This window comes from Brevibacterium yomogidense (genome assembly GCF_900163715.1).
Lineage (GTDB): Bacteria > Actinomycetota > Actinomycetes > Actinomycetales > Brevibacteriaceae > Brevibacterium > Brevibacterium yomogidense_A.
The window spans coordinates 49,064-66,440 of the sequence record NZ_FWFF01000007.1; the positions used below are offsets into that span (position 1 = coordinate 49,064).

Consider the following 17,377-nt stretch of genomic DNA (forward strand, 5'->3'; position numbering starts at 1 on the left):
CTCTCAGGCGGCGCAGCAGGACAGTTTGGAGACATCGGTGCGGAAGGACTGGGCCGCGATCTTTAGGCCCTCGGCCATCGTCAGATAGGGGCACCACAGGGTCGCCAGCTGATCCACGGTCATGCCCGCGGACAGGACGTAGACCCCGGCCGCGGCCAGGTCCCCGGCGTCCTTGGCCACTGCGGTGATCCCGACGATCCGCCCGGTGTCGGCGTCGGCAACGATCTTGACTAACCCGCGGGTGTCACGGTTCACCAGCGCCCTCGGCACGTACTCCAGGGGGAGCACCCGGCACTCACACCGGATCCCGGCGGCTGTGGCCTGCTTGTCGGTCATCCCCACGGCGCCCACGGCCGGAGAGGTGAAGGTGACCCGGGGTAGGTGGGTGTAGTCGACCCGCTGCCCGGCGTCGTTGAAGGCGTTCTCCACCACGGTGATTCCGTGGGCCGAGGCCACGTAGACGAACTCCGGGTGCCCGGTGACGTCCCCGGCCGCCCAGATCCGGGGGTGGGAGGTCGCGAGCGTGTCCTCCACGGTGATCTCCCCACGGTCCCCGGTTGCGACCCCGACCGTCTCCAGGCCCAGCCCTTCGGTGACCGCCCGGCGCCCGGTGGCCACCAGCAGCCGGTCCGCGGTGTACTCCTGGCGGCCGGCGCCCGTGGTGGCGGCCACCACGACGCCGCCGGTGGCCGGGTCGGTGGCCACGGACTCGACCGCGGCCCGGCGCACCACCTGGATGCCCTCATCGGCGAAGACACCCATGAGCGTCTTCGAGACCTCGGGCTCCTCGCCGGACAGCAGCCGGGAGCGGACCAGCACCGTGACCTTCGAGCCCAGCCGGGCGAAGAGTTGGGCCTGTTCCAGGGCCACGTAGCCGCCGCCGAGCACGATCAACGACTCCGGGACCTCCTGCAGCTCCATCGCCGTCGTGGAGGTGAGGTAGTCGACCTCCTCCAGACCATCCACTGGCGGGGCCCACGGGGTCGAGCCCGTGGCCACCAGGTAGTGCCGGGCCCGCACGGTTTCCACGGCCCCGTCTGTGTTCGTGATCTCCAGCACCGGGTCCTGGGCGTCACCGGTGAAAGTGGCGTCACCTTGGCGCAGGTCCCACCCGTAGTCCTCGATCAGGTCGGCGTACTTCTCCGAGCGCATCCCCTCCACAAGGGCGTCCTTGCCCGCGACCAGCCCGGGCATGTCCACCGGGCCGGGGATGGCGGCGATGCCGGGGAACCGGCCGGGAGCGTCCAGGGCCACATGGCGGGCGTCGGCGGCGGCCAGCAACGCCTTCGAGGGCACGCACCCGGTGTTCACGCAGGTGCCCCCGACGGTGCCCCGCTCGACCATGACCACCCGCTGGCCCAGGCTGATCGCCCGGATCGCGGCGGCGAACGCGCCGCCGCCGGAACCGATGATGGCCAGATCGAACTCGGACGTTGCAGTTTCAGGCACAGGGACCTCCACGAATCGTCGAGGAAGAACTTTCGACAGAAGTCTTCCTCATTGGTGCGTTGATCCCCACTGTGCACCTTCCCCACGGGGGGAAGGTCAAGGGGGTAACTGCGATAACAGCCCACAAATAATCGTTCTCGCTCCATCGGAGCGCACATCGCGTGTCTTATTAATGGACAGGTTGTTGAGACGGTCCGGTGCGCGTCGTCCGTTGGGCCAGTTCGAGCTGTGAGTCGCAGAGGTAAGTGGCGTGGTTCTCGCGTCGCTTAGTGGCCGATAAGGAGGGCCTGCCGCGCGGCTTCGACAACCTCGGGTGTCAGCGCGTCGAGATCGTTCACTGTTTGTACGCGTTCGATCTGGGTGAGTAGTCGGTCGACGAGACGGAAGTTGCCGGCAGTGATCCGAACGATGGTCGCGATGGCGGTCGCGTGAGCCACACCGCCGTCTGCTGTGTCGCCTGCCGCGGGGAGCCGTCTGGCCAGCACTGCGGTGAGCTCGTCCGGGGTCAGCTGGCGGTACTCGTGGGCGAAGCCGATGCGGCTGTAGAGCTGCGGGTAACGGGCGAGGCGTTTCTCGATCCCAGGCATGCCGATGAGGATGACGCCCATGTGGTGATGGTCGAAGTAGTCACGGACCTGCTCAAGGCCGGTGGTCTTGAGGCGGTCGGCTTCATCGATGATGAGCAGCTCGGTGCGCCCGCTGGAGCGGGACTGGGTGTGGACGTAGGGGTCGACGACGCCGTGTTCGGCGAAGTCCACGGCAAAGGAGATTCGTTGGCAAGCACGCGGTAGCCCTTGATCGATCTGGCGCGGGGTCGCGGCGACGGTGGGGGTGAAGAACGCGGTGCGAGCATCGAGCACCCGTTCCGGTACGGGGCCGAGGTCCTCGGTGAAGATGGAGTCCCATTGTTCCCAGTCATCGGCGCCGGCGTAGTGCCGGGCGGAGAGGGTCTTGCCGACCCCCGGTGGTCCCCAGCACAGGCCGATATAGCGGTGGGTGCGCACCGCGTCGGCGAACTCGGCGAAGCGACGGTGCTCATGAGTGATCTGGAACGGCGGCAAGTCGGGTCGTGGCGGGGCGCTGGCGTTGACCTCCCCGAAATCGTCGAGAAGGAATCGGCGACCGTCGTCGCCTTCCTTGAGAAGGCTGTGTTTGGACTTATTCGGTGGCATAGAGACGCAATCGGTGTCGTGGCGCGGCTTCCTCTTCGACGGTAACCGGCTCCGCCTCCGGAAGTTCAGGTGGGACGTACCGGGTGTCGGCCGGCAGCGCGTCGGCCAGGCTGCGGCGGTGTCGCAACTGTCGCTTGAGGTCACGGCGTCGCCTCGACCGGGCAGCCTGTAGCTCTCGTAGCGAGATGGAATCGGCGGCGAGTTCGGGAGCGATCGCTCGGCAAAGGTAATCGTCGTTGAAGTAGACGCGGATCTCGCCGACATCGCGCGGGTTGAACCGGACGGTGACATGTTCGCCGACGTAGGCGGCCAGGACCGGGGAGACGTACCGGGTGGAGGCGAACTGGATTCCGTCGCGTTGGACCTTCCGCGTGGTCGCCGCAGTCAGCAGAAGCAAGTCCAGGTCCTCCGGTCGCGCCGGGGAGCGGGGAATGAAGCCGGAGGCTGCCCAGCGGTGGGCGGGCTCTTGGTGAGTTTCGGAGTGTGGACGCTGGTGATACTCGGTGACGATGAACCGTTCCAGGATCGCGTCGAGCTGCTCAAGACTCAGCGTCGGGGTCGTGAGGGGTTCTCCCTTCGTTCCATGCGGGATATGTCCGGGCAGGTGCGGTAGGAGCTCGGTGGTGATGGAGCCGTAGAACCGCTCGATCTTCCCGCGTCCCTGCGGAATACCGATCCGGGAGTGGACGAGCTGGATCTGCGTGTCCAGGCAGACCCGCTCGAGGCGGGCGGAAGTGAAATCCGAGCCGTGATCGGAGTAGAGCACATCGGGCAGGCCGCAGACGGGCCAGGCAGGATTCGTCTTGTGGTGGACCGCTTGGTGCAGGGCCAGCGCCGTCTGCTCGGACGACGGGGCGCCCAAAAAGAGGGTGTAGCCGGCGACGGCACGGGAGTGGTCATCCAGCAGCACCGTCAACCACGGCCGCGCTGGGGTACCGGTCGTGTCGAGGATCGCGATGTCGAGGAGCGTGTGGTCGGCCTGCCATTGCTCGTTCGGGCGTGCTGCGGTACGGCGGAGAACGGCTTCGAACTGGTCCCGGTATGCGGCATCGCCGTGCTGAGCGAGCGTGCGCAGGCCCGGATCGATGGCACCGATGATCGCCCGGACGCTGGAGTAGCTCGGCGCGGTCAGTCCTTGATTCTCAGCGATGTCGCTGACGCGGCGATGAACGAATGCAGCCGTGGGCTCAGGACGGCGAAGCGCCAGAGCTTCGATCATCTCCACCAGCTCTGGCGGTATCCGCCTCGTCCCGTGATCGGCGCGGCGGAGGCGTTGCAGGCCACGGGAGGCTGGGTCAGCACGGTACTGCGCGGCCCAGCGTGCCAGTGTTCGCACTGGCACGCCTGATTCCGCAGCGATCCGTGTCCAGGGGGCACCGTCCTGGTGCTGGCGCAGCAGAGTGAGTCTCTCCTGTGGGCTCATCTGCGCCATGCCGATCACCTGCGTAGGTTCAGGTCTCGGGGCCTGGGTCGGCCGCAGGCTCCGGGCCGGCGGTCACCGATTCGGGAGGCCGCGGTGGCAGATGGCGGTACAAGCTGGTGCGGGTGATCCCGGTCTTGGCCACGATCTCGGCCATCGTGTGCCCGAGCGTCCGCAGGTGCTCCGCGTAGGCCAGCTTGTCCGGATCCACCACAGACGGCCGCCCGACGCGTCGGCCTTTCGCGGTCGCCACCGCTCGGGCATGGGCGGCGCGCTCCAGGGTGTAGGTGCGTTCCATCTGTCCGAACAGCGCCAGCAGCACCACGGACAGCTGGGCCATCGGATCGTCCGGGTTGGAGGAGTCCACTTTGATCGGGTCGGCGAGGTTCCGCACCCCGATGTTGCGCTCAGAAAGATCATGGATCAGGTTCAGCGTGTCGCGCACCGTGCGCCCGAGCCGGTCGAGGGTGTGGACGACGATCACGTCACCATCGCGGGCATACTCCAGGACCGCGCGCAGGCCGGGGCGATCGACCGTGGACCCAGACTTCTTGTCCACATAGATCCGTTCGGCCGCGATGCCGGTCTGACCCAGAGCATCGATCTGCCGGTCCAGGTCTTGCTTGACCGTCGAAACCCGCGCGTACCCCAATTCCATACGCCGATCATACCAAAAGCTGATTCTGTACGGGATGGATGGGATGCCAATCTGGGCCGTACTTGTGGGACGGAAATTCATGCCCGGGGTCGATCGGTGCGGATGTTCGTCTTCGGTGTCCCTGTCAGTTTCAGAAGTCGCCTGCACGAATGCCAGAAGTCGTATGCACAGCACGGCGTTCCAGTTGCCTCAGCAATCGTTCGTTACTCGAGAGGCAGGTCGGGGTCGCTATAAGGGCTGCTTTTCGAGACACCGCGGGGGGAACCTGGCTAGAAGAGCCGATAACGCCGTCGAGGAACCGAACCCACCGGACACTGGCGGCAGAACCACGAGTGGAGTGCACTCGTGACTAGGCCGGCGGTGCGTCTGGAGTGTGCAGCGCGTCGACGAAGATCGACACAATCTGCTCCGCGACATCGTCGTGGTCGAGCGCTTCGCCTTTTGCCTGCGCGCTGAGCGTGATGAAGAATGCCGCACCGAAACCCATTCGTGAGGTCAATTGCGGATCGAACGGCTGATGAGACCACGACTGAAGGTTCGTTTCAACGACTTCGCTCATTGTCTCAAAGTACGGCTCGATGAGGTCCCTGTATGCCTCCAAGGGCGAGCGGTTCCCGCTGTGCAATGCGGCGATCAGCAGCGGGCCGATCTCGTCCATTGCCACGAGCAGATCGCGGACGAAGGTGATTGTCATCGCCCGCACCTGGTCACCGGTGCTGTCGAACGTCTCCGGTGGCTCCGAATTGCGCTCCACGAGCCCGGCAATCGCGCGGTCAAGAGGCTCAAGGATCGACAAGTCGAACAGTTCCTGCTTGGAGCCGAAATGCTTGTAGAGCAACGCTTCATTCACACCAGTAGCAGCAGCGATGTCCTTGGTGCGCGCTGCACTGAAACCCCGCTGGATGAACTCCTCGCGGGCGTCGTCGAGCAGACGTCGCCGGCGTTCTGCCGCGGACAGGCGTGCTCGGGAGGACGCGGGGTACGGCGATGGTTGCATGAGCCCAGTGTAGTTACTCCCGAGCAGTGTGATCGTTGACACGGTTCCAAGAGTGTGTTTCAGTTCTCGCATAAGTAAGTAAGTCACTACTTACTTATGTCCGCAATGAGGCGGGCTGGTTACAACCGGCGCGGTCGCAGATGCCCGCGCCGCCGGTTCGAAACACGGAAGGCTCAGCAAATGACTATGACTGCTAACGGGATTCAGGGCGTCTGCGACACGAGGTTCGAGGCTGTGAGGGAGGAGTTCGAGCGCAACTTCACCGAACGGGGCGAAGTGGGAGCTGCCCTGCACATCACCCTCGACGGGCAGCCGGTCGTCGACCTGTGGGGTGGAGTGGCCGACCAAGAGACAGGCCGCCCATGGGATGAGAACACCCGCGCCGTTGTCTACTCCAGCACCAAGGGCGTCACCGCCATCTGCGCACACGTTTTGGTCGACCGGGGCGAGCTGGACCTGGACGCCCCGGTGAAGAAGTACTGGCCTGAGTTCGCCACCAACGGCAAGGAAGACACCACAGTGGCAATGATGCTCAGCCATCAGGCTGGTGTGCCCGCTTTCCGTGAGCCGCTCCAGCCACTGGACATGACCGACTGGGAGAAGATGTGCACCCTGCTTGCACGTCAGGAACCGTACTGGAAGCCCGGCACGCGCAACGGGTATCACATGGTTTCCTTCGGATGGGTCGTCGGCGAGCTGGTCCGGCGAGTCTCAGGCATGTCGTTGGGCACGTTCCTTCGCCGGGAGATCGCCGATCCCCGCAATATCGACTTCCACATCGGGCTGCCCGAGGAGCTCGAGCCGACCGTGGCACCCATCATCGCCCACGTTCCCGGAGCCGAATATGAGTCGGATTTCGCGCGAGCGATCATCGAGGAGCCCACAAGCGTCAGTGCACGGTCAGCACTGGACACCATTGATGCCGGTCTCGACTTCAACGTGCGAGAGAACCGGGCTGCTGAGATCGGTGGTGGTGGTGGGGTGGGTACGGCCTGTGGCCTCGCCCAGCTCTACACACCCCTGGCCAACGGCGGCGGTGGACTGGTCAGCCCCGACACGGTGACCCGGATGTCGGAGATCGCGGCCGCCACCGCCAGCGACGAGACCCTGCGGATCGGCACCCGCTTTGCCCTGGGCTTCATGAAATCCATCGACAACCGGGCCAATGGACAGTCGGGGATGAGCGTCCTCATGGGTCCGTCTGCCTTCGGTCACGTCGGCTCCGGCGGCAGCCTCGGATTCGCAGACCCGACCGAACGGATCGGGTTCGGCTACGTGATGAACCGGCAAGGAGCCGGAGTGCTGATGAACGACCGCGGCCAATCCCTGGTCGACCGCCTCTACGAATCACTCGGCTACCGCACCAACGCCCCCGGCGTCTGGACTCGCTGACACCACTCCTCACTCGCCAAGCCCGCCTCGCGAGTGGACGAGACGCGGCGCGCTCGTACTCATCACGAGCTCGCGCCTCCCCCATCACAAGAAAAAGGAATGCTATGACTGCGACAGAAAATCAGCTCGACCTCCTGCAAACCCTTGAATTCGATATCGAAGCTCTCCGGCAGAAGTACCAGCACGAGCGGGAGCGCCGCATCCGCCCCGAAGGCGATAATCAGTACTTCGAAGTCAGCGGCAAGTTCGCGAAGTACGACGAGACCGACCCATACGCTGATCCGAACTTCACCCGCGATCCGGTCACCGAAGAGACCGAGGTCTTGGTCCTCGGCGGCGGTTTCAGCGGCCTGCTGGCTAGCGCGCGCCTGATGGAGGCCGGGGTCGAGGACTTTAAGATCATCGACGCCGCTGGAGACTTCGGTGGCACGTGGTACTGGAACAGGTACCCCGGCGCGCAGTGCGACATCGAGTCCTACTGCTACCTGCCGCTGCTCGAAGAGCTCGACTACATGCCGAAGGAGAAGTACTCCTACGTCGATGAGATCTTCGAGTACGCCAAGCGCATCGGCCGCCACTACGGACTGTATGAGCGTGCATACTTCCACACCCGCGTGCGCCAGATGCGCTGGGACGACACCAACAACCACTGGCTGGTCTCCACCGATCGGAACGACGACATCCGCGCCCGATTCGTCGTCAGCGCGATCGGCCCTGCCAGCCGGCCGAAGCTGCCCGGCATCCCCGGCATCCACGATTTCGAGGGCCACTCGTTCCACACCAGCCGCTGGGACTACGACTACACCGGCGGAGACACAACCGGCGGTATGACGAAGCTCGGCGACAAGAAGGTCGCCATCATCGGCACCGGCGCGACCGCGATCCAGTCCGTGCCGCGCACTGCCGAGTACGCTGAACACCTCTATGTCTTCCAGCGCACCCCATCAGCAGTGTGCGAGCGTGGCAACAAACCGACCGATCCGGAGTGGTGGAACAGCCTGCAGCCGGGCTGGCAGCAGGAGCGCCGCGACAACTTCGGCGCCCTCTTGACCGGCGAGCAGCGCGACGTCGACCTGGTCCAAGACGGCTGGACCGTGATGGCGGCCAAACTCCGCGAGATGCCGCCGGCGAAGACCATGGAAGAACTCGCACTCCAGGCCGAGATCATCGACTTCCGCAGAATGAACGAGATCCGGGACCGCGTGGACGAGACCATCACCGATCCGGAACTCGCCGAGACCCTCAAGCCCTACTACAAGTTCCTGTGCAAGCGCCCGACGTTCAACGACGAGTACCTGCCGGCATTCAACCGCGACAACGTCACCCTCGTCGACGTCAGCGACAACAAGGGCGTAGAACGAATCACCCCGAAAGGCATCGTCGCCAACGGCAAGGAGTACGAGGTCGACTGCATCATCTACGCCTCGGGCTTCGAGATCCTCACCCAGATCCGGCGCCGCATCGGGTACGAGGTCATCGGACGCGACGGACGGTCACTGGTGGACGAATGGGACAAGGAAATGCGGACCCTGCACGGGTTCACCAGCCGCGGCTACCCGAACTGGTTCTTCATTGGCCTGAGCCAGAACGCCCCCAGCGTCAACATGACCTTCATGTTCGACGAGCAGGCGCGCCACATCTCATACATCATCGGCGAGGCCAAGCGCCGCGGCGCGGCCACCGTCGAACCGACACAACAGGCGCAGGACGATTGGGTCGCCGTTATCCAGGACTCCGAGCTCCAAGACACCTACTACCAGGACTGCACCCCTGGCTACTACAACAACGAGGGCACCGAATCTGCCGCAGTGAGTGCCGGATTCTACGGACCAGGGATCGTGAAGTTCAACGCTCTCCTCGCCGAGTGGCGAGAAGAAGGCTCCATGAAGGGACTCGAACTCGCCTCGGGCAAGCTGCCCAAGCACAAGCTCCGCGCGGAGTTCCGCAAGGAGCCCGAGCAGGTGGGCGAGGCGAAGTGACACCGCCGGCATGAGTGCGGGATAGCTGCTGCGGCTGGGCCATAAGTGGACCGGGATCTCCCACGTAGGGCCGATCTCGCCGTGCAGCTGCGGGCCACTCGCGGACGGCGACCACGCATCGGCGGCGACGGACAATGCGACCGCGGCGTACAGCCCCGCCTCGAGATTCAAGCGGAAGCAAGATCTGCTGGCCAGCACTACCCGCTCAAGAGCAAGAGCTGAATGCCCCGTATTCAACCCTGGGCCACACAGAAACAAGCCCCGAGTGGCGGTATCGGGTTAGGCAGGTGCGGAGACAGAAACGCGAAGAGGCCCGCCATTGGCGGGCCTCTTCCCTTCACCGCCTCAATCACGGCATTCGTTCAATATCCACCTGGGGTCTTGCCGAACTGAGTGCCGCAGCGCCGCTCACTGGAGCCATCATGCTTCGCGGTACCGCAGCATTGGCTCGCAGTGAGCGTCGTCGAATCTCAGATGACCACCATTTGTCTCGCCGCAACAAACGTTCGATTGATGCGACGCCCGGCCTATTCGCCCAAGCACACCGAACGAGCATCCAGTTCGACCGTGATTTCAACGATTTCCCAACCGCGGCCGCCAGCGCGTTTCGTCTCAATACCCTGTCTCATTCGCTACAGTCTCAACTAGGCGAAACAGGTCGAGTTTTTGAGAAGAGGTACGGATGGCAAGTCTGGGATACGCGCGAGTCAGCACACTGGAGCAGAATGCGGACCTGCAGATCCATGCCCTCGAAAGCGCGGGGTGCCTGAGGGTCTACACCGACCACGGCGTCAGCGGGACGAAGGCCAAGCGCCCGGAGCTGGAGAGACTGCTGGACAACGCCCGGGCCGGGGACGAGCTGGTCGTGTGGAAGCTCGACCGGCTGGGCCGCAACACCCGACAGCTACTCGACCTCGTCGACTCCCTCGAGTCCCAGGGCATCTACTTCCGGTCACTGACCGAGGGAATCACCACGACCGGACCGATGGGCAAAGCTATGCTCACCGTCATGTCCGCGTTCGCCCAACTCGAGCGCGACCAGCTGGCCGAACGCACCCGGGCTGGCCTGGCCGCGGCCGCCGCCCGCGGCCGCAAGGGTGGCCGACCGACCGTCACCCCCGATAGCGAGAAGGTCCGGCAGGCCGGCCAGTACCGGCACGCGGGGATCACTCCTCCAGAGATCTCCAAACTGCTGGGCGTCAGCCGGGCCACCGTGTACCGATACCTGGCACTGGTGACCGACGAGGCGAACGAGTAGGACCGACGGCGGCTGCTGTGCCACCCGGGACGAGGGCGTTTCGTGCAGGCGACTTCTGACAATTCGCAACGTTGCGCACACGAGTACTGAACGATCAGCGTTCAACAGCCTGACTGCACAACCCCGAGAACACGGGGCTGGACGTGCAGCCGGCTCCTGAAAATGACAGTCCCACTACCAAGGAACTGGGACGGTCGCTGCTAGTCAACGGTCGGCGGCGCGGAAGTCGGTCGCGGACTTTGACGCCGTGAGGCCCGCCCAGGGCGTGCCGTATGGCGCCCCGCCGCGGGACCGGCCACCGGACGGGTCATACGGGATGCCCCTAGAGGCGTGCCGCCGTTCATCCAAGTCGGCTCCTGGTGTTTCCGGTGGGGGTTCGGCTATCGGTGCATCTCCGATCGCGCGGAGAAGCCCTAAGCGGGAACGGTCCACGGCGACTTCGCGCGGGCCATGGGCTGTGGGGGTGCGTGGTGTTGGTCAGTCGTCCTGGTCGTCCTGCGGTGCCTGCCAGCGCCAGGTCAGGGCTGCGGCGGGGAGCGTTAAGGCCGTGAAGAAGGACGCGAGGGTGAGGTAGATCCAACCGTCCCCGTCGAACAGGCCGGTGGTCCCGATCTTGGCGACGAACCCGTCCGCGATGGACAGCATCCACAGCACGAACAGCAAGGCCAGCGTCAGGGGGAAGGCGTCTCGATACCCGCGGTCGCGCTGGCTGATCTCACGCTCGTCGAGCAGACCCTCGGGTGCGGTGTCGAGCATCTGCGTCGCCCGGCGCATCACGAGAACGCCGGCCATACCGAGGACGGCCACCAGCATCATGAGGATCAGACCGGGGGTGTCGGCGAGGACGGCGGCGACCACCCCGACGGCGAAGATGACCGCAGGCACCAGGGCCAGAACGCGGCGGCGGCCGGGGGCGGCCAGCCAGCCGGGCAGAGGACGCTGGCGCTGGTGCTGCATATGGGCCTGAGCAGCGGCGCGTAGCTCGGCGCTGGGCTGGGCGGCGGGGCGGGAGGTGCTCATGAGTTTGTTCCTGTCGTCCGAGGTGAGTAGAGCTGAGCGGACATGGCGGGGAACGGGGTGAGAGAGAAGATCGCCTCGACCGGCAGGTCGAAGTAGCCCGCCAGGCGCAGGGCAAGCTCGACCGAGGGACCGTAGTCGCCGCGCTCGAGGAAGCCGACCGTCTGAGAGTTGATGCCTACGGCCTGGGCGAGTTCCCGGCGGCTGAGGCCCCGCTCAGCGCGCAGCACCGCGAGACGGTTGTGCAGCTCCTTGGTGCCCTCGCCGGCCGTACTCTTGCTTGGCATGCATCCAGTGTTGCTTACACGCAATCAAATGACAAGTACTCCAACGTTAGACGTCCATCGTGACGCACTAGTTACCTCCGCTGGCGGTCGGCGCGCGTCCCAGTCAACGATCCCCTTGCGACGCAGTGTCGACGTCACCTATTCGATCAGTGAAGACCGCTTCTGACATCAGTGCCGTCGACTTCTGACTCTGACACTCGTCCAGGACGCTCTGCCCGAGGTCGACTCCCGTCTCCGTGAGCAGATCACCAGCGGCATCCACCCACGCTGCTTCCCTGGCGCCGAGTTCGGCGACGGCATCGACCCCAACCTCATCCACAGCCACTGACCGCCACCGTCCCACCGGCAAGGACCAGACCATGACCACTGTGATCGTCTACAACAAACCCGCTAGCGTGCAATGCAACGCCACCTACCGCACCCTAGAGAACAAGGTCATCGCCTACGAAACCGGGGACCTCTCCCAAGACCCTGAAGCCCTCGAGCAGATTCGAGCCATGGGGTACATGCAGGCCCCCGTCGTGATAGCCGATGAAGACCATTGATCCGGCTTCCGACCAGACAAGATCGAGAAGCTGGCTGAGCATGTCGTCGCCGGGAATCAAGGGACGGTGTGATCAGCGGACAGCTTGACGGGCTGGAGTTGCTGGCCGCGATGATGCCGGTAGGGCTCGCCCCCCGGAAACCGTCGCCACCACCCGGGAAGCACTCCTCACCGGCCACTAACGACTGCCGCCGTTTACCGAAGCGAGAACCACGCCACTAACCGCTGCGACTCACACCGCGTGAGCACGGCAACGCAAGACGCGCAGTTGCAGCTTGATGCACTCCTCGATGCCGGCGTCCAGAGGCGGGACGTGTTCTCGGACGTGACCTCGGGCAGCCGGACCGCGATAGAGCGGCCGGGGATGAAGCGGCTGCTTGACTACGTCGAGGAAGGCGACACCGTCGTGGTGTGGCGCATCGACCGCCTCGGCCGGTCCCTGATCGATGTGCTGAACACCGTGAACCTGCTGCGGGAGCAGGGGGTGAAGGTCCGGTCGCTCTCGGACGGGATCGATCCGGAGACGACGTCGGGCCGACTGATGCTGGGCATGCTCGCGACTCTGGCCGAGTACGAGCGCGAACTCATCGTCGAGCGGGTCAACGCCGGAATTGCCGCGGCCAAGCAGAGCGGCACTCGCTTTGGCCGGCCGCCGGTGGATCCGGTCGTGATCGCGGAGAAGCTCGCGATCGCGCGAGACGCCCGCGCGAAGGGCCGTACCGCCGAGCAGGCGGCGCGCCTGGTTGGCTGGTCCCGCGCCACGCTCTATCGCCACCAGCACGCGGCCCGCGCCCGCGACGACCTCGCCGCCGAGAAGGTGTGAGGTGGACGGGCTGCAGCGGTGGCGCATCCTTCGACTCCACGTCGAGGACGGCATTCCGCTGACAGCCTTGGCCACCGACACCGGGATCGGTCTGCGTACCCTGTCGCGCTGGCACGCCCGCTACCGCGATGGTGGGATCGCCGCGCTGGGGAACCTGCCCCGTGCCGATACCGGGACGCGCCGGATGGCGCCCGAACTCGTGGCGTTCGTCGAGCATCTGGCGCTCACCCGCCCGCGGCCGAGCATCGCCACCTTGCACCGCCTCACCCGCGGCGAGGCCGCCCGTCTCGAGGTGAAGGCTCCGAGCTACGCGACCGTCCGCGCCGTGGTCCGCAGTCTCGATCCGGCGATGGTGACTCTCGCGCTGGAGGGGCCAGCGGCCTACCGTGATCGTCACTAGCTGGTCTTCCGTCACCGGGCCGAGCGACCGAACGCGACGTGGCAGGCCGACCACACCGAGCTCGACATCCTCATCGCCGGCGCCGGTGGCAAGCCCGAACGCCCCTGGCTGACCACGGTCATGGACGACTACTCCCGCGCGATCTGCGGCTACATGGTCTTCGCTGGAGCACCATCGGCCATGAACACCGCCCTCGCACTGCGCCAAGCGATCTGGCGCAAGAGCGAACCCAGCTGGGCGATGTGCGGGATCCCCGACGTGCTCCACGTCGATCATGGCTCCGACTTCACCAGCCACCACCTCGAATACACTGCGGTCGCTCTGAAGATCCGGCTGATCTTCTCCACCGTCGGCCGCCCGCAAGGCCGCGGCAAGATCGAACGGTTCTTCCGCACCCTCAACACCGAAGTGCTGCCCACCCTGCCCGGACACCTCGCGGCCGACGTCCCGAAGCCGAGACCGTCGATCGACCTGCCGGCCCTCGATCAGGCGATCGGCGAGTTCATCGCGCAGTACAACGAGCGGACTCACCGAGAGATCGGGGTGAGCCCGAAAGCCGCGTGGGTCGCTGACGGGTGGTTGCCGCGGATGCCCGAGAGCCTTGACCAGCTGGACGGGCTGCTGCTGACCGTTCCCACGCACCGCGTCGTCCAACGCGACGGTATCCACTTCCAGGGCCAGCGCTACCTCTCACCCACCCTCGCCTCCTTCGTCGGGCGGACCATCACCGTCCGCTACGACCCCCGTGACCTGTCCGAGATCCGCGTCTACGACCACGACACCTTCATCTGCACCGCGATCGATGAAGCACACCCCAACCAGCGCCTGACCCTGCGGGAGATCGAGACTGCCCGCCGTGCCCGGCGCCGCCAGCTCCGCAAGGACATCAACGACCGCATCCCCACCACGCCCCGCCATGAGCCTGAACCGCCGCCATCTTCCGCAGCACCTCGCCGGAGAAGGCTGCGGACCTACGAAGAGGACGACTGATGAACCGCGACTTCATCGTCACCAAGGAGCACCGCCGCTTCGCGGAGTTCGCCACCGCCGTGCGGAAGGAGGTCACCATCGGCATCTGCCATGGCGATGCCGGCGTCGGCAAGACCCTCTCGGCTCGCCGCTACGCCCACTGGGACACCCTGGAGCCCTTCATCGACGAGTGGGGACCGCGCAGCGAGGACGACCTCAAGCATTACGCCGCCGCCAACCGCTCCCGCACCGCCTTCTACACCCCAGAAGTCCTCCCCAAGCCCCGCGACCTCATGCGCGAGATCGAGTTCTACCGCGCCAAAGTCGGCATCTGCGTCTACGAGCACCTGTGCGCGACCGGGAAGGTCACCGATCGCTATGTGCCCAGGACAATCCAGTACACCGAGCTGCTGATCATCGACGAAGCCGAACGACTCACCCGCACCGCGCTCGAACTACTCCGAGACCTCCACGACCGCGAGCACCTCGCCATCATCCTCATCGGCATGCCCGGCATCGACCAGCGCTTCCGCCACTACCCCCAGCTTTACAGCCGGCTCGGCTTCGCCCACCGCTACCGCGCCCTCGGCCGCGAAGAGCTCCTGTTCGTCCTCACCCGCCACTGGAAACGACTCGGCCACGAGCTCGACCCCGACGACTTCACCGACGCTCAAGCCATCGCCGCGATCGAACGCATCACCCGCGGGAACTTCCGCCTCCTCGAACGCCTCTTCCCCCAGATCAACCGCGTGCTGAAGATCAACCAGCTCGAAACCATCACCGACGACGTCATCGAAGCCGCCGCAAGCATCCTTGTCATCGGGAACTAGCGCCATCCAGGCATCACAGAACATCGCCATAGAGCGATCAAACCTACACCCCACACCCGTGAAGGTGTGGGGGCATCGTCGTCTACAGCACTACGGGCCTCACAGCGCCGCGACAGGCAGGATCGTCAGAACGACGACCCGACCGACCCCAGACCCGACACGTTGCGGGCCTGAGGGTGGACGTGAGGACGACCAGGAGCGTGGCCGTCGACTCGGGACGACGGGTCCGCAGACCCGCCGCCGAAGAACGCGAGACGCTCAAGGTCCAGCGCGCGTTCCCGCTCACGCTCAGCACGCCGCTCCGCAGCCATCGCCTCCTGCTCAGCAGCAATCTCGCGCCTACGCTCCTCAGCACGTCGATCCACAACACCGGTGAACACCGAACCCGCGTTCTCCCGACGCAAATACGCAGGCGTCCGAACCTGGACGCCGCCGATCTGAACAAAGCCCTCACCGACCGACACCTGCGCACCCGGCGTGTTAGCCAGCCGGCGGGCAATCGCCCGCGCCTCATCCTCAGCATCATCACGGAGCTGCAGACGATCCTGGTACGCGTCGAACAGCGGCTGGATCTGCGACAGGAACTCAGCATCAACCGCGCCACGGTCGAAGCCATCCAAGAACTCGACCAGATCCTGACCCCGGCGATACTCGACAGTCACCCGCGCCGACTCAACAACTTCATCCGCCTCAGCAGCAGACCGCTCCGCTCGAGCGATCCGCCGCTCGAGCGAGGTCACGCGCGTGTTCGCGTCCCCCAGGAGAGTGAACGAGTCCTCCGACTCACCCGTCGTGCCGATCACGGCGTCCAGCCGGTCGCGCTCAGCGAGCGCAGACGGCAGGGCATCACGCAGATCCGCGAGGTGCTCACGCGCCCGGGCCTGCTCCGCCCGCTTCTGCTCGAGCAGCTCGCGAGCCTGCGCCTCACGAACACCGACACCCTCAGGGGTCGCCGTCGCAGCGGTGGTGGTGCTGTTCTTCTTGCTTGCCATCGTCATGGTCCTCTCAGTCGGTAGAACCGGGAACGGTCGTCCCCGGGGTAGTAGTAGTGGCACTGTCGTCGGCCCGTTCGGCGTCCAGCGCCTCGACCTGCTCAGCGACATCGATCAATGAGTCTGCGACGCTCGCGGCCTCAGAAGGGGTAAGAGTGACGGGCACAGCGCCGACGCGCAGAACGACGTGCGGTGTGCCGTCAGCGATAGACCCGAGCACCGCGTGCGCGCGACGAACTGTCGCGCGTCCCGACCTGCGCAGGCCGTTGTAGCGACCAGCCGTAGAGTTCACGCAGCCACCGCCTGCCCATCCAGGCGGACACGAACCGTCACACCGCGCTCGAGTACGCGGGCGTGAAGAGCATCCAGCATCTCGAGCACCTCGCGGTGCCCAAGCCGACGAACCGGCTTATCCGCACGCGTACGCATCGACTGGACACGGCCATCCGTACGATGGCCCCACGCCTCAGCCGTCACCCACAGCATCGAACTGTGCGGCGACAGCCGCCACGGGGTAGACACCACCCGAAACACCACGCCCGAATCGTGATCCGTCCGGACAAAGAAATCGCCCGGGCCAAGATCAGCAGCCGTCAAAAGTTTGCTCATCCCGCCACCTCCTCGCGGTAGGCGGCAATCAAAGCCGAATCCTCGGAGCGCGCCTTGCGACGATTACACGCCGCATCCACCAGCCGCGTGTTGCTCAACGTGTGAGCACCACCAGCCGCGACAGGAACGACGTGATCCAATTCAAGCGCCGCGGTCGCGTCGCCGCACTCAGCACACCCCTCGCCATCGCGAGCGATCAGATCCTCGCGGGTGAACTCCTCGACCACAGGGGTAATGCCGTACTTCCGGCAACGCGCCCAGTACGCGCGCCGCCAAGCCGTCTCCGGCTTATGCACATAGCCGTGCTTACGCTCACGCTCACACTCACGGCAATACGCCGTGAGTCCCGACTTATTGCGCTTGCACGGATAAAACGAATCCTCGGGCAAGAAACGCTCGCATCGAAAGCAAAACTTCTCTGCGTAAAACAAATCAGAAACACTCCCCGGACCGCCAGCAGCGTTCGCGAGAAACTCAAGCGGAGAAACAAAACGCAAAACAGGAACAAAAGGAGGGACAGTTAATGGGCTCATCGTAAAAGAGAGTGTAGAAGTGGTCTGAAGCCGCCGGTGTCTAGCAGT

General features: G+C 65.2%; 18 protein-coding genes. 8 read left to right on the top strand and 10 right to left on the bottom strand.

The features are described from left to right. Positions 1 to 3: 3 nt before the first annotated feature. The 5 genes from merA to FM105_RS05320 all read right to left on the bottom strand — a co-directional run bounded on the left by merA (position 4) and on the right by FM105_RS05320 (position 5,696). Positions 4 to 1,449 (bottom strand): mercury(II) reductase, encoded by a 1,446-nt coding sequence (merA, locus tag FM105_RS05300; RefSeq protein ID WP_087005893.1) that lies wholly within the window; start codon positions 1,447 to 1,449, stop codon positions 4 to 6. A gap of 266 nt (positions 1,450 to 1,715) precedes the next feature. Then, a complete protein-coding gene (locus tag FM105_RS05305; protein ID WP_087005896.1) occupies positions 1,716 to 2,621 on the bottom strand; it encodes an AAA family ATPase in 906 nt (301 codons plus the stop codon). Then, positions 2,608 to 4,053 (bottom strand): Mu transposase C-terminal domain-containing protein, encoded by a 1,446-nt coding sequence (locus FM105_RS05310; protein WP_256970248.1) that lies wholly within the window; start codon positions 4,051 to 4,053, stop codon positions 2,608 to 2,610. Before FM105_RS05310 ends, FM105_RS05305 begins: the two co-directional genes overlap by 14 nt. 19 nt (positions 4,054 to 4,072) lie before the next feature. Continuing rightward, on the bottom strand, positions 4,073 to 4,699 hold the full coding sequence (locus tag FM105_RS05315; protein ID WP_087005902.1) for a recombinase family protein: 627 nt from the start codon (positions 4,697 to 4,699) through the stop codon (positions 4,073 to 4,075). Between the two features lie 349 nt (positions 4,700 to 5,048). Continuing rightward, the gene (locus tag FM105_RS05320; RefSeq protein ID WP_179207079.1) at positions 5,049 to 5,696 is read right to left on the bottom strand and encodes a TetR/AcrR family transcriptional regulator; all 648 of its coding nucleotides are present in this window, start codon (positions 5,694 to 5,696) and stop codon (positions 5,049 to 5,051) included. 180 nt (positions 5,697 to 5,876) lie between these two features. On the opposite strand from FM105_RS05320, the gene FM105_RS05325 reads away from it, so the two are divergent. The 3 genes from FM105_RS05325 (at position 5,877) to FM105_RS05335 (ending at position 10,325) form a co-directional block, all read left to right on the top strand. Continuing rightward, positions 5,877 to 7,088, top strand: coding sequence for a serine hydrolase domain-containing protein (locus FM105_RS05325; protein ID WP_179207080.1), 1,212 nt, complete (start codon positions 5,877 to 5,879; stop codon positions 7,086 to 7,088). 104 nt (positions 7,089 to 7,192) lie between these two features. Further along, positions 7,193 to 9,067: a flavin-containing monooxygenase gene (locus tag FM105_RS05330; RefSeq protein WP_087005912.1), complete on the top strand. Its 1,875-nt coding sequence runs from the start codon at positions 7,193 to 7,195 to the stop codon at positions 9,065 to 9,067. Positions 9,068 to 9,749: 682 nt separating this feature from the next. Further along, positions 9,750 to 10,325: a recombinase family protein gene (locus FM105_RS05335; protein ID WP_087005914.1), complete on the top strand. Its 576-nt coding sequence runs from the start codon at positions 9,750 to 9,752 to the stop codon at positions 10,323 to 10,325. A gap of 477 nt (positions 10,326 to 10,802) precedes the next feature. Here FM105_RS05335 and FM105_RS05340 read toward each other — a convergent pair whose 3' ends face one another. Both FM105_RS05340 and FM105_RS05345 read right to left on the bottom strand, forming a co-directional pair. Next, positions 10,803 to 11,345, bottom strand: coding sequence for a hypothetical protein (locus FM105_RS05340; RefSeq protein ID WP_087005917.1), 543 nt, complete (start codon positions 11,343 to 11,345; stop codon positions 10,803 to 10,805). Continuing rightward, on the bottom strand, positions 11,342 to 11,629 hold the full coding sequence (locus tag FM105_RS05345) for a helix-turn-helix transcriptional regulator (protein WP_087005920.1): 288 nt from the start codon (positions 11,627 to 11,629) through the stop codon (positions 11,342 to 11,344). Before FM105_RS05345 ends, FM105_RS05340 begins: the two co-directional genes overlap by 4 nt. 359 nt (positions 11,630 to 11,988) lie before the next feature. Between FM105_RS05345 and FM105_RS05355 the strand changes: the two genes are divergently transcribed. The 5 genes from FM105_RS05355 to FM105_RS05370 all read left to right on the top strand — a co-directional run bounded on the left by FM105_RS05355 (position 11,989) and on the right by FM105_RS05370 (position 15,195). Beyond that, positions 11,989 to 12,174 carry a glutaredoxin domain-containing protein gene (locus FM105_RS05355; protein WP_087005925.1) on the top strand — a complete coding sequence of 62 codons (186 nt, stop codon included), beginning with the start codon at positions 11,989 to 11,991 and terminating at the stop codon, positions 12,172 to 12,174. Between the two features lie 240 nt (positions 12,175 to 12,414). After that, a complete protein-coding gene (locus FM105_RS05360) occupies positions 12,415 to 12,996 on the top strand; it encodes a recombinase family protein (protein WP_087005928.1) in 582 nt (193 codons plus the stop codon). 1 nt (position 12,997) lies between these two features. Beyond that, complete coding sequence (locus FM105_RS15005; protein WP_306298564.1) at positions 12,998 to 13,396, top strand: helix-turn-helix domain-containing protein; 399 nt, start codon at positions 12,998 to 13,000, stop codon at positions 13,394 to 13,396. Next, positions 13,397 to 14,386 (top strand): Mu transposase C-terminal domain-containing protein, encoded by a 990-nt coding sequence (locus tag FM105_RS05365; RefSeq protein WP_306298565.1) that lies wholly within the window; start codon positions 13,397 to 13,399, stop codon positions 14,384 to 14,386. It begins immediately after the preceding gene. Continuing rightward, positions 14,386 to 15,195, top strand: coding sequence for an AAA family ATPase (locus FM105_RS05370; RefSeq protein ID WP_087005932.1), 810 nt, complete (start codon positions 14,386 to 14,388; stop codon positions 15,193 to 15,195). Before FM105_RS05365 ends, FM105_RS05370 begins: the two co-directional genes overlap by 1 nt. Before the next feature lie 125 nt (positions 15,196 to 15,320). Here the strand turns inward: FM105_RS05370 and FM105_RS05375 are convergent, their stop codons facing one another. The 3 genes from FM105_RS05375 to FM105_RS05385 form a co-directional block, all read right to left on the bottom strand. Then, entirely contained in the window at positions 15,321 to 16,187 is an 867-nt protein-coding gene (locus FM105_RS05375; protein ID WP_143275830.1) for a hypothetical protein, read from the bottom strand. Between the two features lie 288 nt (positions 16,188 to 16,475). Beyond that, a complete protein-coding gene (locus tag FM105_RS05380) occupies positions 16,476 to 16,796 on the bottom strand; it encodes a hypothetical protein (protein ID WP_087005938.1) in 321 nt (106 codons plus the stop codon). Further along, on the bottom strand, positions 16,793 to 17,377 hold a 585-nt coding region (locus FM105_RS05385), incomplete at its 5' end, for an HNH endonuclease (protein ID WP_218777915.1). The genes FM105_RS05385 and FM105_RS05380, both read right to left, overlap by 4 nt.